Origin of the sequence: uncultured Streptococcus sp. (genome assembly GCF_901875575.1) — a bacterium.
Lineage (GTDB): Bacteria > Bacillota > Bacilli > Lactobacillales > Streptococcaceae > Streptococcus.
Map to the genome: position 1 here is coordinate 1 of NZ_CABFMF010000014.1, position 24910 is coordinate 24910.

The following is a 24910-nucleotide window of genomic DNA, read 5'->3' on the forward strand; positions in this document are numbered from 1 at the left end:
GATAGTATCAATCATCCTAAAGTCATTCAATTTTATGAACAGTTCGGATTTGTTGCTTACAGTCAATTGATTAAAGACGATCATCAAGTAACTTATCAGCCTATGGCATTAAATATGTCACTCTATAAAAAATAAGAGCCTGGGACAAAATAGTTCTCGACCACAAAAAAGCTAGAGCTTTCCAAGTGTGGAACTCTAACTTTTTAATTTTGAGTCGTTCTCTTATTGTATTTTAAGAGATTATTGGCCATAAGTACCAATCCCATGTCAATTCTCACTTGACGCTTGCCTCTCAGATTACATCTCTTGTAACCCAAACAAGCCTTTATCTGCCTAAAGACAGGTTCCACATCAATCTTGCGTTGAGCGAAAATCTGTCTTCCTTCGGGAGATAAAAGCGTCTGACATTCTTTAGTTTTCAAGTTTTGATAGCGTTCGTTCATATACAGTCCCTTTTGAGGAGCTGATTCAGGTTCATCAGCGTAGTAAACCTTGATTTCCTGTTGAAAGTCCGTCTGTGTTTTCTGATGTTTGATATAGTGAAAACGATAGCACCAGCCATCAGGATGTGTGTAGCTATCCTCCTTGTCATCATAGTGCCAATTCGCTAAGTTTCTAGCTGACTGTTTATACCCTCTCTTCTGTTCCTTGTCAAACATGGTATATTTAATCAGATGGTTTACCTGCTTTTTATCTAAACGAAGGAGATTCTCTTCACTTCTATATCCAGCATCTGCGACAACTGTCATGAGGATAGGTTTCAAGTAAGGGGAGAAGAGTCTTGGTGTCTGTCGAATTTGAGAAGACATCTATAGTGAAGAACAATCTGGTTTTCAGTAGCGATTTGAAGATTATAAGCAGCCTTGAGTTGGCTATTTTTCATATGCTCTTCTTTCATCCGCATAAAAGTGGCATCTGTATCTGTTTTGGAAAAGCTGTTGCGACCTTCAAATGTCTCCTGATAGCTCTCATATTTTTCAGCACGTACTGAAAAAGCGTATTTGACTTTACGCAAGACTTTCTTGAGTTTACGACGCTGGATTTTACGTTCATCCTTTCCTTTAACGGGTGTCTCCTCAATATCTTGGTTCAGTTTTCCAGTTCTTCTTCAAGAACTTGAGCGAATGCAAGCAACTGCTCTGAGGAGATAGGCTCTTGTGTATCCAGTTCGATAGCTTGATGGATAAGGGGTGTGATTTCTTCTTGAAAATAGATTTGTATCTGTTCTTGAAGTTTGGCGGAGAATTTCTCTGTCGCTTTCTTCCCCACGAAACTATACTTATTGGCATTAGCTTCAATCTTAGTCCCGTCAATAAACAGACAATCTAAAACCACTAACTCTTCCATTTTTAAACGAAGATTGAGAACGATGAAAAGATTACGAATGAGTTCTTCCATCCCTTCAGCTACACGAAAACGATTGATGGTGCGGTAGCTGACAAGCAACTGCCCTGTTAGGTATTGCATAGCGAGATTTTCAATCATCATTTTTTCAATTTTTCGACCAGAGAAAATCCCTTGGGAATAGGCAAATAGAAGAGTAGATACAAGCATTTTAGGGTGATAAGACGGGCGACCAAAGGCATGATAGAAGGCATGGAAGTGACTATCTTCCAAGGTATTCACCACTTTTTCAATAGTAAAGACGAGATAATCTTGTGGCAATAAGGAACTGATTTCTAGTGGTAAAGTTGTTTGATTTGTGTTATAGTGAATATGCATGGGATAGCCTTTCTAAATGGTTTATTGTGCAATTCTATTTTACCAAGACTATCGCAACCATGCAAAAAAGCAACGGCAAATCCGTTGCTTTTTTTGGAGATAAAGGACTATTGTCCCAGACTCACGATAAATTTGTTAAAAAGAAAAACCCTGCCAAATTAATTTTTGGTAGGGTTTTTGGTAGGAAACTAAATTAATTTATCAGTTTCTAAAATGTGTTCACGATTCTAAAAGGCTGATACTATAGTATTCCGAATTCTAATTGGTATATGCCTCTTATTTAAGAGTAACTGAAGCTCCAGCTTCTTCCAATTTAGCTTTGATTTCTTCAGCTTCTGCAGTTGCAACGCCTTCTTTAACAAGTGCTGGTGCACCGTCAACAAGTTCTTTAGCTTCTTTAAGTCCAAGACCAGTGATTTCACGTACAACTTTGATAACGCCAACTTTTTTGTCGCCTGCAGATGTCAATTCAACGTCGAATGAATCTTTAGCAGCACCAGCGTCAGCAGCACCAGCTGCAGCAACAGCTACAGGAGCAGCTGCAGTTACACCAAATTCTTCTTCGATAGCTTTTACAAGGTCGTTCAATTCAAGGATTGAAGCTTCTTTAATTTCAGCAATAATGTTTTCAATGTTCAATGCCATTGTTATTTCCTCCAAATATGTTTTTAAATTTATAATATTTTTTGTAGCTAGGCTACGCTGCGTAGCTTAAAATTAAGCTGCGTCTTCTTTGTTGTCTGCAACCGCTTTGACTGCAAGAGCAACGTTGCGCACTGGCGCTTGAAGTACAGAAAGGAGCATAGAAAGAAGTCCTTCGCGGTTTGGAAGAGTTGCAAGAGCAAGAATCTCTTCTTTAGATGCGACAGCGCCTTCGATTGCACCACCTTTGATTTCAAGTGCTTCAGCGTTTTTAGAAAAGTCGTTCAAGATTTTCGCTGGTGCGATAACATCTTCATTAGAAAATGCAATTGCAGATGGTCCAACAAATACAGATGCAAGATCTTCAAGACCAGCTTTTTCAGCTGCACGACGTAAGATTGAGTTTTTAATCACTTTATACTCAACTTCGCTTCCACGAAGCTCACGACGAAGAACTGTATCTTGCTCAACTGTCAAACCACGAGCGTCTACAACGACGATAGCTGCAGCAGCTTTCATTTTTTCAGCTACTACGTCAACTAGTTCCGCTTTTTTAGCAATAATTGCTTCACTCATTAGTGTGTTCACCTCCGTAATTATTTTGCTTGGGGAATTTTTCCAAAAGAAAAACGCGCCCAAACCTAGACACGAAAGTACAATACGCTTCTTTTTACATGATACGTTTTGTCCTCGGTAGGATATTTATGAGTCCTGCTCCCCTACTGTCTTAGGCAGTTTTTTCAAACCGTATATAAGTATAGCATAGTTAAAAAAAGAATGCAAGATTTTTGCAAACTTTTTTAACTTTTTTCGTGATTTTTCTTTTAAAGTTCTACTGTCAAGACTTGACCGTGCTTAACAACCTGTTCTCCAGCAATATAAACATCATCTACATCACTGGATTTGACAGCATAAACCAGGTGGGAAAGCATCTTTTCTTGTGGTTGGAGATGAACTTTTCCTTGAGGTTGAATGACAAGAAAGTCCGCTTGTTTTCCCACCTCTAGACTACCAATCTGATCTGCCATTCCCAAGACCTTAGCACCTTCTATTGTCAGCGATTTCAAGGCAGTTTCGATAGGGAATTGACTAGCATCCCCACTCTTCATTTTTTGAAGAAGGGCTGCTGTCCGTCCTTCCTCAAACAAGTCTAGATTGTTATTGGATGCAACCGAGTCTGTCGCAATACCCACAGACACGCCTGCCCTTTGTAGCTGAATAATTGGTGCAATTCCTGATGCTAGCTTAAGATTGCTGATGGGATTGTGAGCAATAGCCACCTGAGAAGTAGCCAAGCGCTCTATTTCCCCCTTATTTAACTCAACTCCGTGTGCAAAGACAGAAGGGTGGTCTAAGTAGCCAAGTTCATCAAGAAAGGCGACTGGGCGTTTCCCATAGCGTTTGAGAATAATACCTGACTCCTCCTTGGTCTCTGCAACATGAATATGGATTGGAATAGTTAACTCTTTTGCCATATCCAAGCTAGCTTTGAGTAAATCTTTACTACAACTATAAGGAGAATGTGGAGCTACCATCACTTTAAACTGAGCATCATTGTATCCTAGAATTTCTTCTATAATAGCTCGCGTTCTGTCTATCGTTTCTTCACTTGTTTCTATCTCCGATGAAAATAAGGTCGGAGAGAAATAACAACGCATTCTGGATGCTTTTACTATCTCATAAATCTGCTTTATGTCCACACCATTTGGATTATACATATCATTGAAGGTTGTTGTTCCTGACAGAAGCATCTCTGTCAGAGCTTCTTTGACCGCCTTAGTAGTCATGTCGGGAGTAAACTCAGCTTCTGCTGGCCAGATATAGTCATTGAGCCATTCATGGAGGTTGCTATCATCACGAATTCCTCTCAATCCTGTCATGGCTGAATGAGTATGGCAATTAACCAAGCCAGGCATAATCCATGCACCTTGATAATCGATCACTTGGTCAGCCTGCTCTAAAATCGCTCGATTCTCTTGACCGACATAGACGATTTGAGAATCCTTAACGGCTAAGATTCCATCTTGATACACATGGAAATCTTGGTCACAGGTCACGATATTTACATGCTGATAGACTTTCACGGAGGCACCCCTTTTCTATAGATAATTTTACATCACATTTTTCTAGTTATTGTAACAAAAAAGTCACCCTAAAACAACTTTTCTTATATTGCTAATTAGTGGATTCGTTTGATGAAAATGCTGATGCTTGTTACATTTGATACTATTTTCCTTTTTTGGCTATGAAATCATGATGATTCCCATACTCAGCAATATCACTATCCACCAGAACAAGAATCAAGGCTACATCCTGAATGGTAGATAAACGGTGGACGATCATAAAACTGTTCGTCCCTTCATCAGTTTAGCGAAAGCATCTTGAACCAGTATTTCCGTGCGCGTATCAATGGAAGATGTTGCCTCGTCCAAGATTAAAATCTTAGAAATGGCCAGAAATATCCTCGCAATGGTTAAGAGCTTGGCTTGTCCGACCGATAAAGACTCACTAGCATTTTTCAGAAATGTATCGTATCCCTGAGGCAACTACTGGATAAAAAAGGCTGAGTTAACATCTTTAGCAGCCGCTATGACTTCTTCTCGACTGGCTTCTGGTTTTCTAAAGGAAATATTGTCATGAATGGTACCTTGCTTGAACCAAGTTTCCTGAAGAATCATGCCAAACTGCTGTCTGAGAGAGGCTAGGCTATAGTCACAAATGGAGTGTTCATCTAGTAAGATATCTCCACTGATATCATATTTGAAATAAGGTAATCAGTGTTTCATAAGTCTCTTCAATTTTAAAAGTGAAAAAGATGAGAAAGCCCACCATCACCTATTTATTTGTCCAAGTAAGGTAATAGATAGCCGTAACCTTCCTTATCCATCTCGTCCTTAGCTACAAAGCGCAAAGAAGCAGAATTAATACAATAACGAAGACCACCTTGCTCACGAGGTCCATCAGTAAATACATGCCCTAAATGAGCATTACCTACACGAGAACGAACTTCAATTCGCTCCATACCATGGCTCAAATCTTGATAATAGTGAATCAATTCCTTAGAGATGGGCCTGCTAAAACTTGGCCAACCACAACCTGATGCAAACTTATCTTTAGCAAAGAACAAGGGCTCTCCAGTTGTGATGTCTACATAAATACCCTCTTCAAAAGTCTGGTCATAAGCATTAGTGAATGGAGCTTCTGTAGCAGCTTCTTGAGTGACACGATAGGATTCTTCTGACAAATTTTCTCGCAAAAAAATCTGACTAGGCTTCTCATAATGAGATGCATCAATCAACGGTTTAGCAGCATCTGTAACATCAATATGACAATAACCGGATGGATTTTTCTTAAGATAGTCTTGATGATAGTCTTCAGCTGGGATATAATGACGAAGTTTCTCTACTTCTACTGCAATTTTACGTCCCATTAGAAGATCTTGTTCTCTAACCACTGTATTAATAGTCGGTATATCTGATTCATCTTGGTAATAAATCCCTGTTCGATATTGACGACCACGGTCATTCCCTTGTTGATTGACTGATAGGGGATCAATCACACGGAAGTAATAGAGTAAAATCTCACGAAGAGACACCATAGTTTCATCATAAATTACTTGAACTGTCTCCGCATGATCGGTTTCTTTTAACAATCGATAATTGGTTGTCTCAACTTTCCCGTTAGCATAACCGACACTGGTTTCAAGGACACCAGAAATACGTGAAAAATATTCTTCTAATCCCCAAAAACAACCACCTGCTAGATAAATTTCAGCCATCTTATTTTCTCCTTAATTTAATTTTTTAGTCTACTAAATCCATTTTCAAAAAAAGGATAGGAAGCTCTCTGATCGAGTGTTTCCCCATCCTAATCTCTTTTATTTATTTGGCTTCCACACGCACTCCTTGTGTATCCACCTTTAAATCATGTAACTGACCTTTAAAGGCTTGCTTTTTAAGCTCTGCCTTAATTGTTGGCATCTTATCATGAGAAGCCAAGACCATAACTGTCGGCCCAGCTCCTGAAAGATAGGTTGCGTAAGCTCCATTTTCTTTTGCTACTTGCTTAATCGTTGCAAATTCACGAACAAGACTTTGACGGAAACGTTCATGAAAGAGGTCTCCTTCGATGGCTTTCCCTGCTGTCACCATATCTCCTGCCAACAAGGCTGCGACAGCAACATTGGCAATAGAACTTGCTGCAACAGCTTCCTTATAAGACAATTTCTTAGGTAGGACACCACGACTATCACGAGTTCGTAATTCATAGTTGGGAATGTAGGCAAGGAAATCACATTCTGGGAAATCTGCCATAATGGCAGAAACCTGTCCTTCAACTGAACTTGCAACAACGAGATTACCATAAATAGCTGGAGCTACATTATCAGGATGTCCCTCAATCTTAGTCGCCAACCGCAATTTTTCATAGTCTGATAAGTTGAGCTGGCCCAATTGGTTAGCTAATTCAATCCCAGCCACAATGACAGAACTTGACGAACCCAAGCCACGTGCCAAAGGAATATCACTAGTCATTTTCAAGCGTCTTGGCTGTAATTCCGGTGCAATTTCAAGTGCAATCTTAAGCAAAAGATTACGCTCATCATGTGGAATCCATTTACCAATTTGGTGTTCAATCAACCATTCATCCCGTTCTTCACAGACTTCAATTTGAAGGTACTTGGTTACAGCTACACCAACAGAGTCAAAGCCCGGCCCGATATTGGCACTGGTTGCAGGTACAATAATCTTCATCCTATACTCCTAACACTTTGAAGGTATTCAAGAGATCAAAGTCTGTAACCTTCTTCAATTTATCTGAAACATTTTCAAGCTGTTTCTTATTGATTTTATGTGTGATGATTACGACGCGAGCCTTGTCGCCTTCGTTACCATCTTGAAGGATTTGCTTGAAGGAAATATCTTCTGCATTAAAGATTTCTGCAAGCTTTAATACTTGACCTTTTGAATCAGGTGCCAAGATAGAGAAGTAATAGTTTGCTTTCACATCTTCGGGATTTGCAAGAACTAAGTCCCGACTATACTCATTGAAGTCTTTACCAATAGTGCCATCATTTAAACGACGAACAATACGAACAATATCAGCGACAACACTGGTTGCAGTTGGTTTTTGACCTGCACCTGGTCCATAGTACATAGACTCACCAATACCGATAGACTCTACAAAGACAGCGTTCATCACTCCATTGACACTTGCAAGTGGATGAGTTTTCGGTAGGAAGGTTGGTGTTACTTCTGCCGCAATACCTGAAGCAGTTTCTTCAATTGAACCAACCAACTTAACAACATAGCCAAGTTCTTGAGCAACAGCAACATCTTCTGGTGTGATATTGCGGATTCCTTTATGGGCTACATCATCAAAAGCAACCTTCATCCCAAAGGCAAATTGGCTCAAAATAACCATCTTATAAGCTGCATCAATGCCATCTACGTCATTTGTAGGATCGCTTTCTGCAAAACCTAGGCGTTGCGCTTCGGCCAAAGCATCCTCGTAAGACCAGCCTTCTTCAACCATCTTAGTCATCATGAAGTTAGATGTCCCATTAACCACACCAAGCACGCGCGTGATTTTATCTGAAGCAAATGAGTTTGCTAAGGTACGAAGAATTGGAATTCCACCTGCTACTGCTGCTTCATAGTAAAGAGCAACATTGTGTTCTTTGGCGATTTCTAACAATTCTGAACCATGAACAGCCAAAAGATCCTTGTTAGCAGTAACCACATGTTTTCCAGCTTTCAAAGCACGTGTAATAAAAGTCTTAGCTGGTTCGATACGACCCATCAACTCTACTACAATTGTGATTTCTTGATCTGATAAAATATCCTCTACATTGGTCACAAAATGATAATCATTCCCTGCTGCAAGCAAGCGATTTTTTTCATCTTCATCCTTAACCAATACTTTAGCAACTTCAATCTCTGAATGAGCTGATTGAACGATTTTTTCTCCGTTTTCCTTTAGGAGGAAAGGTACACCACTTGCCACGGTACCAAATCCTAGTAAAGCAATTTTAACTGTCATCTTTGTCTCCTCGAAATTTTCTAATATAGCCATTATAACAGAATTTTACGAAAATTCCTATTCAATAAAACCACTATTTATAGATAAAAAAACGAGTCAGATAACTCGTCTTTCTTATGAACCAATTTTTTGCAAATCAAGTACTGCATTATGTTGAATCAAGACTTGACCATATTCTTGTAAAACTGAACGACTAATATCACTATCATCTGCAAATTCACGCATACGAGCCAAAAGCCAGGCTGGGTATGGGCTTGGGTGATTTTCAATATCCACTAAAATTGTTAGGAAATAGTCATTGTTCATCTTAAAAAGTTCAGAAGTTTCCGTATCAAAAGTCACTGTTTTGGCAAAAGCTACCAAATCTGCTAATTTTGTAAAACGTAAAATATAGTAGATATAAGGTTCTTTCTTGCTATCAGACTCTTTGTCAATCTGCTCTTCTTCCTCTTCCTTGGCTTCGACTTGTTCTAACGATTTAATCGCTTCAATATCGTCTTTTGTTTTATCTGCAATACTCTTTTCAAGAGTTTTTAGGAATTCATCTGGCGACATTTGGGCCAATTCTTCCATATCAGGTAGGTCAGCCAAATCTTCAAAATCTAAATTTTGATCAATCTTAGACTTGGTCACAAAGACATCCACCTTATCTGGCTTTGGAGTAACACGGAAACTCAACATTCCTGTATCTAAAAAGCTCTCTGGCATCTCTAATTCATCCAAGATAGCATAAAAGAACTCTTCTGTTTTTTCCTGAGGAACAAGAAAGTCAGCAATTTCCATTCCTCTATCCATTAAGTCTTCCAACGACATCGTGATTTTTAAAGTTGTATCACTGATTTGTTTCATTTTCATTGCTAGTAACCTCATACTTTCAGTTCTATCTATTATACTAGATTTTTACGATTTTATCAAAAGAATGGCGCTGGAATATAATATAATCCTAGAGACCATTTTACAATACAATACAAGAAAGAAAGTACAATGAAAAATATAAAAGTTAATGCACTGGCTAGCTTACTAGTCAATGTTCTCAATATCGTTTTTCCACTGATAACCAATCCCTATCTAACACGGATTCTCAGCAAATCCAACTACGGTTATTTCAATACTGCTAATACCTGGGCCAGCTTTGTCATTCCTTTAGTCGCCTTTGGAATATACAACTACGGGATTCGAGCTATCAGTAAGGTAAAGGATGATAAGGAGAAAATTAACTATGTCTTCTCCAAGTTATTCTATATCTAAGTGATTACATCTGTCCTTACAACAGGTATTTACTTCTTATTTATTTTCATGGATAAGAGTATTGAACATTTCAAAGAACTATACTATATACTTGGAGTACAAGCACTTTTTCAATTCCTCTATATCGAATGGATGAACGAGGCTTATGAGAATTATGCTTTCATATTATACAAGACCTTGATTATTCGAATTGCCATGTTGGTTGCAATCTTCACCTTTGTAAAAACTGCTGATGATATCGTGCCATATGCTATAGTCATGAGTGCAACTACTATTCTTAATTATCTACTCAGTTTTCTCTGGATTAAGCGAGAAGTTTCCTTTGTTAAGATTGGTTTTGTAGAATTAGTCAAAGAATCTAAGCCACTATTAACCATGTTACTTCTGGCTAATGCCAATATGCTCTACACTTTACTGGATAGAATGTTTATCACCAAAGGGCCTGATGAAAACTACATCTCTTATTACACCATTGCTTCCAGCATTGTTATGTTGATTGCCAGTGTCCTGAGTGGAGCTATTAACGTCAGTATTCCACGTCTCGGCTACTATCTCGGTAAGAAAGACTACGAATCTTATAAAAATCTTCTGAACCAGGGAGCTGCTCTCTTCTACTTCCTAATCATTCCGACTAGTATTGGAATCATGGTCTTAGGGAACTACGCTGCTGTCATCTACTCTTCTGAAAAATACCTCGAAGCTGGAATTGTGACTAGTGTCTTCGCCTTTCGTACTATCATTTGGGCTATTGAGTTAATCCTTGGTAAACAAATTATCTTCATCAACGACCACGAAAATCGTTTAACAGTCTTTTACTTTATAGGTGGCGGCGCCAATATCCTACTCAACAGTCTCTTGTATTTCAATAATATTTTTTCACCAGAGTACTACATTGCTACTACTATTATTGCAGAAACTGTAGTTGTTCTACTGGAAATTTACTTTATCAAGAAACATCATCTGCTTGATTTAAAGGAAATCTTTACTACTTTAACACGCTACACTATTGTGTCTCTTGGTTTTATACCAATTTACTTAGTCTTTAAATTTCTTTTCCAGATCAATTCCTATACAGTGAATCTCAATATGATATTCATGGTTCTCTCGACTGTAACAGCTTGCGGAATCTACTATCTCTTAACGCTATTTCTTACCAAAGATAGAACACTCCACTATGCACTCAATCTTGCACTTACTAATATAAAAAGGTCTCTATAATATTTGTAGTGGATAAATCCCCTATAGATATTATGGAGCCTATTTTGTTGTAGAAAAAAGTCCCATATGACCTATAATGAAAAGCGACAAAACAACTCATTAGAAAGATTCATATGGAACAATTATATTTTATCACAAAACTACTCGATATCAAAGACTCAAATATCAAAATTGTAGATATCATCAATATGGATACACATAAGGAAATCATCGCTAAACTGAATTACAATGCCCCATCTTGCCCTGAGTGCGGAAGCCAAAAGATTGCTCAAAAGTTGATTGAAAAGACTTCTATGACCGATATTTCACGCCAGCTTTCCATTTCAACTTCAACTGTCATTCGAAAGCTCAGTGACTTCCATTTTAAACATGATTTTTCTCAACTTCCCGAGATTATGTCTTGGGATGAGTATGCCTTCACTAAGGGAAAAATGAGCTTTATTGCGCAAGATTCTGATAACCTCAATATCATCACTGTCCTTGAATGCAGAACACAGGCTATCATCCGAAATCACTTTCTGCGCTACGATAGAGCTGTTCGTTGTCAGGTGAAAATCATTACTATGGATATGTTTAGTCCCTACTATAACTTGGCTAAACAGCTGCTTCGCTTTCGAATTTCTAGACTCAGGCTAAAACAGTCCACTGGACTGTTTTACTCCAACATCTCAGCCGTGCTATGAGTCGTTTGCGTGTTCAAATCATGAATCAGTTCGATAGAAAATCCCATGAATACAAGGCCATCAAGCGCTACTGGAAGCTTATCCAACAGGATCGTCGTAAACTAAGCCATAAACGATTTTATCACCCTACTTTTCGTATGCACTTGACGAATAAAGAAATTCTAGATAAGCTTTTGAGCCATTCAGAATACTTGAGACACCACTACAATGTCTATCAGCTCTTACTCCTACTCTTTCACTTTCAGAACAAGGAGTCAGACAAATTTTTCGGACTTATCGAGGACAATCTAAAGCAGCTTCACCCTATTTTTCAGACTGTCTTTAAAACCTTTCTTAAGGACAAAGAGAAAATAGTCAACGCTCTTCAACTACCTTATTCTAACGCCAAATTAGAAGCAACCAATAATCTCATCAAACTTATCAAGCGAAATGCCTTTGGTTTTCGGAACTTTGAAAACTTCAAAAAACGGATTTTTATCTCTATGAACATCAAAAATGAAAGGACGAAATGTGTCCTTTCTAGATCTTAGCTTTTCTTCTACCCACTACAGTTGTAAAACTAAAAGGACTTAGTCCTGTGCAATACAGAACTAAATCCTTTCAATAATTATTTTTCCAACTTTTTGGGGTAGTACACAACGTTCTCTCTTAAACTTAAATCGTAACAGAATCTTTATCCTTGAGCATATAGCGTTTTAAACGAGTTAAGCTAGCTAACCAGTACAATAGACCTCCAAAAATTGCAGTGAAGCCACTACCAGTTGTGAGCAGGAACATAGGACTCTGGATGTGCTTTGTTATAGGGTTGTAAACAAATAGTACTGCAACTAACAAAGAAATGATTACACAAGATAATCCTACCATATTAAAGCCATTTGTAAACTCATAGGCGTCATGTCCTTCAAGGAAATAGGCTGAACGCAAATCGAGTTTTCGTTTTCTCAAGATAAAGTAGTCGACAACGATCATACCAATAATGGGGCCTTGAATATAGGCAGCCAGCGAGATGAAGGAACCGAAGTATTCATCCACTCCTCCCCAGATGGTGAGTAGGCTCACGTAAACCATGGCAATCCAAACCATTAGTTTATAGCTTACTTTGGGCATCCCGCTTTTTACAATCATACAGTTCACATAAGATCCTGTACCTTGGGTTCCAATATTGGCAAAGGCTACTAGTAGTAAACTTAAAAGGGCAAAGGCTGGGGTACTTAGAGTTGATAGCATGGTTGTTGGATCACTTTCATAAACACCTGTTTTGACAAACATGGCTAGAGCCATGACTCCACCTGTCGCAGCAAAGAATGGCGCAACAACCCCATATGACAAGGCTGTAGCCCAATAGCCACTGCGTTCTGATTTTGCCAAACGTGGTAAAACCAATGCCTGTGTAGACCAAGAAAAGGCTACGGCCACATTTCCTTCCCCTGACATCATAAAACGTTCAATCGGTGTCAAATTTTCTTGGATGGCAGGTTGGACATTCATAATATCCCTAATCGGAACCGCAACAAAACAGATTCCAACGATAATTAGCCCAACAAATAACAAGGCAACCACCAGAAAGCGATTAGTACCTTTAATCACCTCTGGGCCCCCAAGAGCAATCAGCGTTCCAAGGAGAACACAAAGGGTACCTAGAATCGGTGCCCATACTCCCTTGTCTAAACCAAGCCCAAAATTATTTGCCAAATGAATCATGGAGCTGGCAAAAAGATTGGCGGTAACGGCGTACCAACCAAAATTTGCCAGACTAATCACGGTTGATAAAACGGCAACCCCTTTTTTACCTAGAACGGCTCTCAACCAAATCCATAAATCAATTCCATATTTAACTGCAAACAAGATTGGGAGACATTCAATAAAGACCCAGATAATGTTAAAACTAAAAATATTAATCAACATTTGATTAAAGGTCAAATATTGAGCCACATAGGCTCCTTGGGTATAACACCAGGTTGCGATGGCAAAACCACTTGTCGATAAGAAGAGATCCCAGAAAGAATACTGACGATCCTTGTTGGTCATAGGAACAATTCCTGTTATGGTTTCTTGTTGGATATAGTCATTCATTTTAGACATGTTATTGAATACCTCCTGTCATGGCTAGGATAATCAGAATATGATTGACTATCATATTAATTACTTATGTAAAATAAACTTTTAAGAAAGGGGAGATAAATACACATAGACTAAGGTTTTCATTTTTCTAGTCATTTTTTAGTTTCACCTACAACTAATTGATCAAGTTCAATACCAATTCTTATTTTGTCAGTCCTCCGACTAAAAATTAATTTTAGTTGACCATACTGCTCACTATAGTGGTACCAAATATAGAGAAACTTTCCTAATGGATTTACTTAAAATAATCCTCACAAAAGAGTGATAGTATGATGTTCCAAACACCTGAGCTAGATAGCTGTATTTCGTTTTCACGTTTGGAATTTCTTCTACAGAAATTTCAAATACCTGTTCAGCCTATTCTACCGTACCAATAAAGATTTTCTAAATTCTCTAGTAAGGGGGACGTTTCTAATCAATCCTCTATCCTTAAATCGTAACAGTGTTTCGATCTTTTATCATATATCGTTTCAATGGAGTAAGACTAGCTAGCCAGTATAATAAGCCACCGAATATCGCAGTAAAACCACTGCCCGTTGTGACTAAAAAGATTGGACTTTGAATTTGTGCGTTTACAGGGTTATAAACAAACAATACTGCAATAATCAAAGATAAAAATACGCAAGACAAGCCAACTAAGTTAAATCCTTTAGTAAATTCGTAGGCGTCATGCCCTTCAAGGAAATAAGCTGAACGCAAGTCAAGTTTTCGTTTTCTTAAGATAAAATAGTCGACAACAATCATACCAATAATTGGTCCCTGAATATAGGCAGCTAGGGAGATGAAGGAGCCGAAATACTCTTCTACTCCTCCCCAGATAGTGAGTAGACTCACGTAAACCATCGCAATCCAAACCATTAGTTTATAGCTTACTTTTGGCATCCCGCTTTTAACAATCATACAATTCACATACGATCCTGTCCCTTGAGTTCCAATATTGGCAAAGGCCACTAGTAGTAGACTTAAGAGAGCAAAGGCTGGGGTGCTTAGAGTTGACAGCATCGTTGTTGGGTCACTTTCATAAACACCTGTTTTTACGAACATGGCTAAAGCCATGACTCCACCTGTCGCAACGAAGAATGGAGCCACAACTCCGTATGATAAGGCTGTAGCCCAATAGCCACTGCGTTCTGATTTTGCCAAACGTGGTAAAACCAATGCCTGTGTAGACCAAGAGAAGGCAAAGGCTACATTTCCTTCCCCAGAAAGCATGAAGCGTTCTAATGGAGTTAAATCTCCTTGGGTAGCCGGTTGAATATTCATAATATCAGTTATAGGAACGGCGACAAAGCAGATTCCAACGATAATCATACCAACAACTAACAAGGCAATAACTAAGAAGCGATTGGTCCATTTTATCACTTCTGGGCCTCCAAGAGCTATGAGAGTCCCTAGAAGAACACAGAGGGTACCAAGAATAGGTGCCCATACTCCCTTGTCTAAACCAAGACCAAAATTATTTGCCAAATGGATCATGGAACTGGCAAAAAGATTGGCCGCAACAGCATACCATCCAAAGTTAGCCAAGCTAATAATAGTTGATAACAGGGCTACTCCTCTTTTTCCTAGAACAGCTCTCAACCAAATCCACAAATCAATTCCATACTTAACCGCAAACAAAATAGGGAGACATTCAATAAAGACCCAGATAATGTTAAAACTAAAAATATTAATCAACATTTGATTAAAGGTCAAATATTGAGCTACATAAGCCCCTTGGGTATAACACCAAGTAGCAATGGCAAACCCACTTGTCGATAAAAAGAGATCCCAGAAAGAATACTGACGATCCTTATTGGTCATAGGAACAATTCCTGTTATGGTTTCTTGTTGGATATAGTCATTCATTTTAGACATGTTATTGAATTCCTCCCGTCATTGCTAAGATAAGCAAAACAAGGTTGATTAGGACCATGGAGATGATTAAAATGAAATCACTTTTTAGAAAGGGTTGAACAAACTCGTAGTTTGGTGACTCCATTTCTTCTAATCTTCTCTTTGTTTCAGCTGCTACTAATTCTTCAATTTCGGATATCGTTTTCATCTTAGTTTTCCTCCAAATACAAATCAAGGGCCAGTTGTCCATATTGTTTGGTGTAGCGATACCAGATGTAGAGAAACTCACCGACTGGTTTTCCGACACTCTCCTGGAACAAAGCCCACAAGAACCAATAATATGAAGTCACTGATACATAGGCAAAATAATGACGTTTTGTTTTCTTATCTGGAACTTCTTGTAAATAGATTTCAAGTACCTTTTCAGCTTCTTCTACTGTATAATTTGAACACCCAATAAAGGTTCCTAAATCTCCTGCTGGATCTCCCATACCAGAATATTCCCAATCAATCAAGCTCATTTCGCCAACTTCATTCAACAAGAAATTCGGGCTATAAGAATCTCCGTGGCAGAGAACCTTTTTCGTCTGCTCTTCTTGTAGAAACTTTTCGAGGACTGAGACATTCTTATCCAACTCTTCAAGTCCATCAAATTCAAAACGATTGCTGGCTTTTAGTTTTTGTCTAAATTTATCAATTTCCTCAAATTGATTAAAGGAATGATTTGTTTTTTCTCCAGATTGGTGCAAACGTCTCAAAAGCTCCATTGCTTTTGAGACATCATCCCAATTATCATAATCTAGTTGCTTGGCATTAGGGATAAATTCTGAAATTTTCCAGCCCTCATCCTTATTCATAGCAACAAAAGTACGGTCAATCTTTAATTTTGCAGCAATTTCCATAGAAGCCGCTTCACTAGCACGATCGATATAATTCTCCGTTCCTCTACCTGGATGACGGTAAACATATTTCTTACCTAGGCAGTCAAATGAAAATGAAGTATTGGTTAACCCATCTTTTAAAGGTTTTATATTGACAATATCTGAAGCTACACATCCCAATGTCTTACAGATGTTATCAATGATTTCTGAATTAGTATTCACCAAATAGTGTTCATCAAACTGACGCAACTCATCTAGTGAATCAAACTCCTTAACAATGTCTGCTGAATAATGCCGGGCTTCCAAAGGAAGCTCCTTGACGTGACGACTATAATAATCTTCCCAGAGCTGTTCGCGATATGGTTCATGCTTAAATTCAGTTTCTAAAATATCTACGAATTTTTCACTAAATGCACGATCAAAATAAACATGCCCTACCATAGCCCAAGTATTCGTCCCACCGATTTGAATATCGATAATCGTGTGATTTGAGTCTTCCTTAGAGCAGTATTCGTCTGTGTCCCCTTCTGCAAATATAGTCGAATAATAACCCCTGTAAATGTATCGTTCAAACGGATTTTCTACAAAATAATTATCCGATGAACAGATATAAGTGTTGGAAAGTTGATCTCTGACTAGCATGAGAGAAGAACAGTTATTGTATTTGTAGTAATCATTATTCACAACGATTTTAACGCCAAACTTTTCTGCCAGATAGAACATTTTTTCTTGTAGATAACCTACAATAACGGTTATATCTTCTATTCCTGCTTCTTGCAGTTGTCTGATTTCCCTCTCTATCAAGCGTTCCCCCTTGACTTGAAGCAATCCTTTGGGAATTTCATAAGACAAAGGAGCAAAACGACTACTCATTCCAGCAGCCATTATAATAGCATTTTCTACTCGATAGGGTTCTAAAACGTTCTTGCCTAGTTCATTTAAGTGATGTTCCTCATCAATCCACTTCTCTTCTTTAAGTTTTCTAACCAATGCATTGACTGTTCCTAAAGATAAATCTAGCTGTTCAGCCAATTGTCTCTGCGTAAAGTTTTCGTCTTTGTGAATCAACAAAAAACGTAAAAGTTTAAATTGTTTTTCTGATAGCATATCCTTAACCTCTTTCGTTCAATATTTTTATCCATTTGATTATACAATGAACATTTGTTTTTGTCAAGTTAGATTCTATATTAAGAAAACAGGGAATTATAATATTTGCAGTGGGTAAATTCCCTATAGATATTATGAAGCCTATTTTGTTGTAGAAAAAGTTCCGTAATATCTAGAATGAAAAATGACCAAACCATCATTAGAAAGAATCGTATGGAACAATTAAATTAACAGGGATACCCACAAGGAAATCATCGCTAAACTGGATAATGATGCTCTATCTCGTCCTGATTGCGCTAGCCAAATTAAGAAATATGATTTTCAAAAATTGTCTAAAATTCCTTACCTTGAAACAATTGGTATCCCCAATAGAACTCCTTCTTAGAAAAGCTGTTTCAAGTGCTATCATTGCTCGAAAATGATCCTCTCCAAAACTTCTCTCATCAATAAAAATTGAGCAAAAGTTGATTGAAAAGACTTCTATGACTGATATTGCACATCAGCTGTCCATTTCAACTTCAACTGTCATTCGAAAACTCAATGACTTCCGTTTTAAGTCTGATTTTTCTTACCTCCCTGAGATTATGTCTTAGGACGTTGAAACAGTCAGGGAAGTGACTGTTTCAATCGGGAGATGAAGATGAGTTTCATTGCGTAAGATTTTGACAATCTCAATATCATCACTGTTCTTGAAAGTGGAACACAGGCTATCATAAGTAATCATTTTCTGCGCTACGATAGAGCCGTTCGTTGTCAGGTGAAAATCATTACTATGAATATGTTTAGTCCTTACTATGACTTGGCTAAACTGCTTTTTTCCATGTACTAAAATCGTTCTAGATTGTTTTCATATTGTACAACATCTCAGCCGTGCTATGAGTCGTGTCCGTGTTCAAATCATGAACCAATTCGAGCGAAAATCCCATGAATACAAGGCTATCAAACGTTACTGGAAGCTTATACAGCAGGATAGTCGTAAACTGAGCGATAAGCGATTTTATCGCCCTACTTTTCGTATGCAACTAACCAACAAAGAGATTCTAGATAAGCTTTTGAGCTATTCAGAAGACTTGAGACACCACTACAAGTCTATCAGCTCTTGCTTTTTCACTTTCAGAATAAGAAGCCAGACAAATTTTTCGGACTTATCGAGGACAATCTAAAGAAAGTTCATCCTCTTTGTCAAACTGTCTTTAAAATCTTTCTAAAGAACAAAGAGAAAATCGTCAATGCCCTTCAATTACCCTATTCCAACGCCAAATTAGAAGCGACCAATAATCTCATCAAGCTTATCAAACGAAATGCATTTGGATTTCGGAACTTTGAAAACTTCAAAAAACGGATTTTTATCGCTCTCAACAATCGAGTAGGGGATAATCTCTAGCTCCTCTCACACCACCGTACGTGCCGTTCGGCATACGGCGGTTCAACTAACTTTTAACGCATGTCGTTCAAGGTAATAATCCAAACACGAAACCAGTCCACGTTTTTCAAGGACTGGTTTTGATATAGCACGTTTAAGTACCGACTTCTGATCTACTAATTGATAATGGTCGCCCCAGTCAGATACCTTATCTGCTATCCATTTAGGAACTCCTAACTTAAGCAATCCCCATAATCGTCTAGATTTCTTCTTCCATTGCTTCCAGATAATCACTCGTAGGCGAGTACGCAAGCGCTCATCTATGCTAGTGACTATACTTTTCATATTTCCCAATGAGAAATAGTTTATCCAGCCTCGAATGGACAAATTCAGTTCCTCAATACGTCTTGTTAAGTCTATACTCCATTTCCTCTGTGTTAGTTTCTTCAATTTAAGTTTAAATCTCCGAACACTATCTTGATGGGGGCGACTTTTCCAACCAGCTGATGATTTCCAGAACCCAAAGCCTAAGTATTTCAACTCGCTTGGTCTGGTAATCTTAGTCTTGGTCATGTTTACTTTCAAACCTAGTCGTTTCTCAATAAAACAACTGACTGAATATATCACACGCTTAGCGGCTGCCTCGCTCCCGACCGTAATTACACAATCATCTGCTTAGCGCACAAATCGAAGTCCCCTCTTTTCTAATTCCTTGTTCAATTCATTAAGCATGACATTGGATAAGAGAGGAGATAAATTTCCTCCCTGTGGTGTACCAACTAGCGTTTTATGACGCTGACCGTTAATGATAACACCTGAATGAAGATACTTACGAATCAAGGATTCCGTATCTCCGTCTTCGATAATATTATGTACTAAGGACATCAATCTATCTTGAGTAACCGTATCGAAAAATTTCTCTAGGTCTATATCCACTATCCACTCATAGCCGTCATTCAAGTACTCTAAGAGCTTCATGATGGCTTTTTCACATGACCTATTTGGTCTGAAGCCATAACTCGTATCTGAGAAATGGGGTTCACAAATGGGGCTAATGACTTGGACAATGGCCTGTTGAATCATTCTATCCATAACTGTTGGAATTTCTAGTTGACGGATGCCTCCGTTTGGTTTGGGAATCTCAACTCTAAGAACTGGTTGAGGCTTATATTTTCTCTGTTTTATCAGTTCCTTAGTCAGACGTCAGTTGTGTCTGAGATAGTCATCCATCTCTTCGATAGTAATTCCATCAATCCCAGCTGAGCCCTTATTGGATTTTACTTGATTGTAGGCTTCCAGCATATTTTCGCGTGATAATATCTTATCTAGCAATTTTGACATGTGCGTATTCCTTTCTTGTTTTGATGCCTGAGGGACATCTTATATGGGTGAACCTTCGCCCAGTCAATACGTGACAGAGTCCAGTTCTATCAGACCGCTCGTTTTACAGACACAAGTGAAGTAGGATTACTTCGATTAGTTGGTCACCCCTTCGCTCCACTTCCATTACAGAAGCTTCCTCACTACTATGGGCTCGGCTGACTTCTCATGTGATTCGTTGTTACTACGCTTTCAGCGCTCATGAGACCTCACGGGATAAGTCGTACATCTTTCCTCGTTTATACAAGATACGAGGACGTTAAAAGGTTACAGTGAAAATAGGAAATCTGACGCAGAGTCTTTAGACTCTAGGAAGATTTATCTTTTTCACACAAACCTTAGTCCGAATTCAATTACTCTCGTGATTTACGCATATAGGTTACGACTACCTTTTTGGACTTTAGAGTTTTAAGCCCCCTTATCCACTATATACGCCTTACTATCATGTTCCTGTTCGTAGAGCCACGATTTCGCTATCCCTTCCTCTGACGATTCTTATTTCTAGCGTCAGACTTAAAACGGTCTATCCCCAGACCGTTTTAATCTGCTACCTCACGATAGTCAGGCTTGGGAATCGCTATTGGGTTCACCGGTAGCGGGTGCCCACGGAGGACTTACACCTCAGATGCACGACATGCCCGTCGTACTTAAAAAAGAAAGGACGAAATGTGTCCTTTCTCGATCTTAGCTTTTCTTAAACCCACTACAGTTTACAAAGAGTTGACATATGTACATAATCTAACTGATAATTTCAACATCCTTATAACTACACAAGCGATGAAATACTTCGCTTAAACTACTTCGATATTGATTATAGACTACTTTTCGTCTATACAAGATGTGATACTTACAGCGCCACTTTGTGTACGATAAACTATGAGACTTTTGTACCATATCTTTTCACTTTTCGATTTGCAGAAACAACTTTATTGTATCGCATTTGAAGTTTTTAGGCTATAACCTTCGACGCGCACCTAACGGAGCGAGAAGGATCAATAGTCACATAATTAAAACAAAGTACCCTTAGCTTTCTAAAAGAATAGTATAACTCCCTGACTTAGATTTTACATTAATAAAGTGGATGCGGATAATTTGGCAGCCATAATTAAAGGACATACAAGAAAACTAAATAATATTAAATTTCTTATCATTATGTTCTTCATGTATATCACACTTTCCTTTACCATCTCTACAGACTACAATTTGCAATATTTTCTGCTGATGTATAAAAAATTGGTCTTAGTAAACTAGAACTCCTTTTTGTGTCCAAGCTTGTATAAGAATATCAATGTCCTAATCTCCTCAATAGACACTCGCAAGATTTGTTCTCTCATAAAACAGAATTACTTCTCCACCTTGCGAAAAGCTTTTATACTATGACTATACCACTCCTGCATTTTTTTTGAAGGAAAAGTCATGTAATCGCCATACATCTGGGTTAAAAAGACATCATAATTTTTAGGAATTGGTAACATTCTTCCCTCAAACTCTGTTAAGATTAAGTCTTTGAAAGTATTTATTTGGAAAACACCCTTCATTCCCTCTTTATCAACTCCAACCATTCCCTCATATTTCGGCTGTTCTACAACACTATTCTTAACTAACTTATCTATTTTCTTATAGAAGTATCTCGGATTGACAAATCGTAGGGCGTACCAGCTACATAATCTTAGAAAATCTTTTAATTTGCTGTCACCGTGAACTGCGCGTGATTTTTTGATATAAGCTAGTTGACGAAGGGCCACATACTTATAACTCTTGTCGACAATGCTCAAATCTGTAAATCGATCAATTGGAAAGACGTCGATAAAGAGACTGGTGTCATGACGTTTGTACTTAACATGGTCTTCGATAACGGTAGAAGTATCTAAAATCGATGCAAAATTATGGAAGTACCAAGAAGAGGTGTCATAGGAAAGAACCTTGTAGCGAGGGTGATTTTCTTCCTCAATAATCTTCAATAAACGTTCATAATCTTCACGATAGAGAGAAATATCAATATCATCATCCCAAGGAATCATACCTTTGTGGCGGATAGCTCCAAGCATGGTTCCATAACTGAGAAAATAAGGAATATTATGTTTCTTACAAATCTCATCAATATAATCTAGCAGGGCTAGTTGGATTTCTTTAATCTCTTCTTTTTCTAAATATTGCATCCTAATCCTCCAATTTATAAGCGTGAAATTCATGACTGTAGAAACGTTTTTCTTCAGGTGGCAAGGTCATATAATCCCCATAAAATTGAGTCAAAATAGTATCAAATTTTTCAGGTGCAGGAAGGTTTAAATTCTCAAAGGGCAAATTGATTGTTTTATCGAAAGTACCACTTGGGAAGACTTCCTTTTCCTTAGATTTCGAAGGGATAAAGGCTATATATTGACCATTCTCACGACTATATTTTTGAATTTCTTTCTCGATTTTATGTGCGAAATAACGAGGAGAAACCGGTCGAAGGAGCAACCAAAAGGCTGTTCGTATCCAATCTTTTATAATACTATCTTTATAGACAATATTTTTATGTTTACTGAAAGACAGAAGTTTGAAACTTTCCAGTTTATAACAAGTATCAATGACCTTAGGATCATCAAAGCAATCCATGGGAAAAATATCGATAAAGACACCAGAATCATAGGTTTTTGTATTTCGAGTATCAATGATTTTGGTCGTACTGTCGATTATTTTGATAAAGTTATTAAAGTAGTTCCTATCAGTTTCTAAGGATAGGAGCTTATACTTGCTTTTTTCCTTTTGAAAAATGTTAATAAATCGTTGGTAGTCTTCTCGAGGCATGGATAAATCAATATCGTCGTCCCAAGGGATAAAGCCCTTATGTCGAACCGCCCCAATCAGAGTACCGTAGTTAATAATATAGTTGATATTGTGCTTTTTACAGAGAGTATCAATATAATCCAAAATTTCTAATTCAATTTGTTTGGCATCTTCAATGCTTAGTTGTTTCATTCTATACTCCTATGATCTTTTGAATTTATTTTTTAAGGCTATGATATGGTTTAAAAATTCATAGAAAATGCTATCTTTTGTGAAGACAAGTAGACCAATATAAGAGATTACTGATAGCAAGACAATCAAACCAGTATTAATCAAAAATGGAAAATTAATGACCATATCCACAGGATACAAGAAATTAATCAGGAAATAAATTGCTACAAAGGAAAGTGAAAAGAGAGAGTATCGAACAGTGTAGCTGAAGATATGTCCCAAGTGGATAAGCTGTTTTCTATGGATGAAAATGATATAGAAAACAAGTAGAGAGGCCTCTGATAACATAGTTGTCAGTAAGTAGTATTCAGGAGTCACGATATGGTTGAAAAAGAGGAGACTATTTAAGCCCAAATTGAGTAGACCAGCAAAGACTGTGTAAACTGTGATACGTTTTTCATAGCCATTTGTAAAGAGAATTTGGGAACCAAGAATGGTATCTAAGGCCAGGATAATAGTACGAAAAGCGAAGAGAGAGGTTAAGATACCGCCTCCGATATATTTTTCACTACCGTAAAGTAGGATGGCATTTGGTCCTAAAACCATGAGTCCAAAACTTAGTGGAATGATAAAGAAGTTAAAGATTCGACTACCTCTATTAACCAGGGAAACATAGGCTTCTTTGTCTCCTTTACCCAAATAGTAACTGAGACGAGGCACACTCACTCCAATTGCACCTGTTACAACCCCAGCTATAACGGTTACAATTCGTTGAGCCATGATATAGTAACTAACGTTGACATCAATCCCTGTTTTAACGAGGAAGAGACGATCCAAAAATGTGAAGAGCATATTGGCATTGGCAAAGACCAACATGGCTGTCAGAGGGAGAAAAAGCGGTTTAAAATCACTTAGGTGAATCTTAACCAGCTTAATGTCTCTTTTAATCCAAAAATAACTAATCAGATAGTTAATCAGTGTCGATAAACTCATCACAAGTGTGTAGACAACAATATCGTGTTCATTTTTGACAAACAGGAAAATAGAGACCAGCATCAGGATACGAATAAAGGCAGTCTTATAAAAAAGAAAACTGTAATTTTCTAGAGCTTCATTGACCCATTCGATTGAAAATATCTGCGCAATGAGTTGAATCCCCATAACAAGGTAGACTTTTTTAATGATTAGATTATCAGTAAAGAATAGAGGATAGGCGAGGATATAGACAGCAGTTGTTAAAATCGTACATGCTATACATAAATAAAAAAGACTAGAAAAAGTTCTATTAAGATCTTTTTTATTATCCTTTACATTACTGATGGCCCGTAAACCGTAGTTATAGACTCCATAAGTCGCAAAGGGCAAGAAAAATGACAAAATAGTGTCGACTGAGTTGAAATATCCATAGTCAGTTCGATCCAAGACACGCGCTACGTAGGTTCCAGTTAGAATGGGAAAAATAATATTTAAGACACGTATTCCCATATAAGATAGAGCATTTAATTTTATACTTTTCATTAAATTTACCTCGTTTTTCATTATATCATAAAGTTAGTTAAAATAAGCCTTTTGTTTTTAACAACTAATTTTTACTTATTCTTGACCATTTTTAAGAACTCAAATCCCTCAATATTTAAGATTAAAAACTAACTTTTTGAGTGTTTCAAATAAAATTTATTGGACTTGAATCAAGGCCAACTATATCATAAAAAACAAAGAACTCCAGT

Annotated in this window: 18 protein-coding genes, 6 pseudogenes and 1 other annotated feature; of the genes and pseudogenes, 4 read left to right on the plus strand and 20 right to left on the minus strand. The window is 37.7% G+C overall.

Going from position 1 to position 24910, the window contains the following annotated elements:
- Window positions 1–203: 203 nt before the first annotated feature.
- From QZ114_RS05335 to QZ114_RS05345, 3 genes are all read right to left on the minus strand, one after another.
- Window positions 204–749 (minus strand): transposase, encoded by a 546-nt coding sequence (locus QZ114_RS05335; protein ID WP_295500617.1) that lies wholly within the window; start codon window positions 747–749, stop codon window positions 204–206.
- An 11-nt stretch (window positions 750–760) separates the two neighbouring features.
- Window positions 761–1015: a hypothetical protein gene (locus QZ114_RS05340; RefSeq protein WP_295500620.1), complete on the minus strand. Its 255-nt coding sequence runs from the start codon at window positions 1013–1015 to the stop codon at window positions 761–763.
- Window positions 1016–1089: 74 nt separating this feature from the next.
- The gene (locus tag QZ114_RS05345; protein WP_295500623.1) at window positions 1090–1722 is read right to left on the minus strand and encodes a transposase; all 633 of its coding nucleotides are present in this window, start codon (window positions 1720–1722) and stop codon (window positions 1090–1092) included.
- On the opposite strand from QZ114_RS05345, the gene QZ114_RS05350 reads away from it, so the two are divergent.
- Complete coding sequence (locus tag QZ114_RS05350) at window positions 1683–1919, plus strand: hypothetical protein (protein WP_295500626.1); 237 nt, start codon at window positions 1683–1685, stop codon at window positions 1917–1919. The genes QZ114_RS05345 and QZ114_RS05350 overlap by 40 nt on opposite strands.
- Before the next feature lie 79 nt (window positions 1920–1998).
- Here QZ114_RS05350 and rplL read toward each other — a convergent pair whose 3' ends face one another.
- The 8 genes and pseudogenes from rplL to mecA all read right to left on the minus strand — a co-directional run bounded on the left by rplL (window position 1999) and on the right by mecA (window position 9258).
- On the minus strand, window positions 1999–2367 hold the full coding sequence (rplL, locus tag QZ114_RS05355) for a 50S ribosomal protein L7/L12 (protein WP_001196965.1): 369 nt from the start codon (window positions 2365–2367) through the stop codon (window positions 1999–2001).
- Between the two features lie 72 nt (window positions 2368–2439).
- A complete protein-coding gene (gene rplJ, locus QZ114_RS05360) occupies window positions 2440–2940 on the minus strand; it encodes a 50S ribosomal protein L10 (protein WP_295500631.1) in 501 nt (166 codons plus the stop codon).
- Window positions 2941–2978: 38 nt separating this feature from the next.
- Window positions 2979–3114, minus strand: a sequence feature (ribosomal protein L10 leader region).
- 74 nt (window positions 3115–3188) lie between these two features.
- Entirely contained in the window at window positions 3189–4448 is a 1260-nt protein-coding gene (locus tag QZ114_RS05365) for a TRZ/ATZ family protein (RefSeq protein WP_295500635.1), read from the minus strand.
- A 142-nt stretch (window positions 4449–4590) separates the two neighbouring features.
- Window positions 4591–5123 (minus strand): annotated as a pseudogene (locus tag QZ114_RS05370) (ATP-binding cassette domain-containing protein); the annotation flags it as partial.
- 80 nt (window positions 5124–5203) lie between these two features.
- Window positions 5204–6142 (minus strand): peptide-methionine (R)-S-oxide reductase MsrB, encoded by a 939-nt coding sequence (gene msrB / locus QZ114_RS05375; protein ID WP_295500640.1) that lies wholly within the window; start codon window positions 6140–6142, stop codon window positions 5204–5206.
- A 103-nt stretch (window positions 6143–6245) separates the two neighbouring features.
- A complete protein-coding gene (gene thrB, locus QZ114_RS05380) occupies window positions 6246–7115 on the minus strand; it encodes a homoserine kinase (protein ID WP_295500643.1) in 870 nt (289 codons plus the stop codon).
- A 1-nt stretch (window position 7116) separates the two neighbouring features.
- Window positions 7117–8403 carry a homoserine dehydrogenase gene (locus QZ114_RS05385; RefSeq protein ID WP_295500646.1) on the minus strand — a complete coding sequence of 429 codons (1287 nt, stop codon included), beginning with the start codon at window positions 8401–8403 and terminating at the stop codon, window positions 7117–7119.
- Window positions 8404–8517: 114 nt separating this feature from the next.
- Window positions 8518–9258, minus strand: a complete 741-nt coding sequence (gene mecA / locus QZ114_RS05390; protein WP_295500679.1) for an adaptor protein MecA — start codon at window positions 9256–9258, stop codon at window positions 8518–8520.
- Between the two features lie 129 nt (window positions 9259–9387).
- Between mecA and QZ114_RS05395 the strand changes: the two are divergent.
- Together QZ114_RS05395 and QZ114_RS05400 are read left to right on the plus strand one after the other, a co-directional pair.
- Window positions 9388–10869 (plus strand): annotated as a pseudogene (locus QZ114_RS05395) (oligosaccharide flippase family protein).
- A 113-nt stretch (window positions 10870–10982) separates the two neighbouring features.
- Window positions 10983–12082, plus strand: a pseudogene (locus QZ114_RS05400) (ISL3 family transposase).
- Window positions 12083–12206: 124 nt separating this feature from the next.
- Here QZ114_RS05400 and QZ114_RS05405 read toward each other — a convergent pair.
- From QZ114_RS05405 to QZ114_RS05420, 4 genes are all read right to left on the minus strand, one after another.
- Entirely contained in the window at window positions 12207–13634 is a 1428-nt protein-coding gene (locus tag QZ114_RS05405; protein WP_295500649.1) for a cytosine permease, read from the minus strand.
- A 468-nt stretch (window positions 13635–14102) separates the two neighbouring features.
- Window positions 14103–15530: a cytosine permease gene (locus tag QZ114_RS05410; protein ID WP_295500652.1), complete on the minus strand. Its 1428-nt coding sequence runs from the start codon at window positions 15528–15530 to the stop codon at window positions 14103–14105.
- Between the two features lies 1 nt (window position 15531).
- The gene (locus tag QZ114_RS05415; RefSeq protein ID WP_295500655.1) at window positions 15532–15717 is read right to left on the minus strand and encodes a hypothetical protein; all 186 of its coding nucleotides are present in this window, start codon (window positions 15715–15717) and stop codon (window positions 15532–15534) included.
- Between the two features lies 1 nt (window position 15718).
- Window positions 15719–17497, minus strand: coding sequence for a phosphotransferase (locus QZ114_RS05420; RefSeq protein WP_295500657.1), 1779 nt, complete (start codon window positions 17495–17497; stop codon window positions 15719–15721).
- Window positions 17498–17681: 184 nt separating this feature from the next.
- Between QZ114_RS05420 and QZ114_RS05425 the strand changes: the two are divergent.
- Window positions 17682–18881: pseudogene (locus tag QZ114_RS05425) on the plus strand (ISL3 family transposase).
- A 42-nt stretch (window positions 18882–18923) separates the two neighbouring features.
- Here QZ114_RS05425 and ltrA read toward each other — a convergent pair.
- From ltrA to tacF, 5 genes and pseudogenes are all read right to left on the minus strand, one after another.
- A pseudogene (gene ltrA, locus QZ114_RS05430) lies at window positions 18924–20201 on the minus strand (group II intron reverse transcriptase/maturase).
- A gap of 783 nt (window positions 20202–20984) precedes the next feature.
- Window positions 20985–21134, minus strand: a pseudogene (locus tag QZ114_RS05435) (IS200/IS605 family transposase); the annotation flags it as partial.
- Between the two features lie 449 nt (window positions 21135–21583).
- Window positions 21584–22399, minus strand: coding sequence for a phosphorylcholine transferase LicD (locus QZ114_RS05440; protein ID WP_295500660.1), 816 nt, complete (start codon window positions 22397–22399; stop codon window positions 21584–21586).
- Between the two features lies 1 nt (window position 22400).
- The gene (locus QZ114_RS05445; protein WP_295500663.1) at window positions 22401–23204 is read right to left on the minus strand and encodes a phosphorylcholine transferase LicD; all 804 of its coding nucleotides are present in this window, start codon (window positions 23202–23204) and stop codon (window positions 22401–22403) included.
- 9 nt (window positions 23205–23213) lie between these two features.
- Complete coding sequence (gene tacF / locus QZ114_RS05450; protein WP_295500666.1) at window positions 23214–24701, minus strand: type IV teichoic acid flippase TacF; 1488 nt, start codon at window positions 24699–24701, stop codon at window positions 23214–23216.
- Window positions 24702–24910 lie beyond the last annotated feature (209 nt).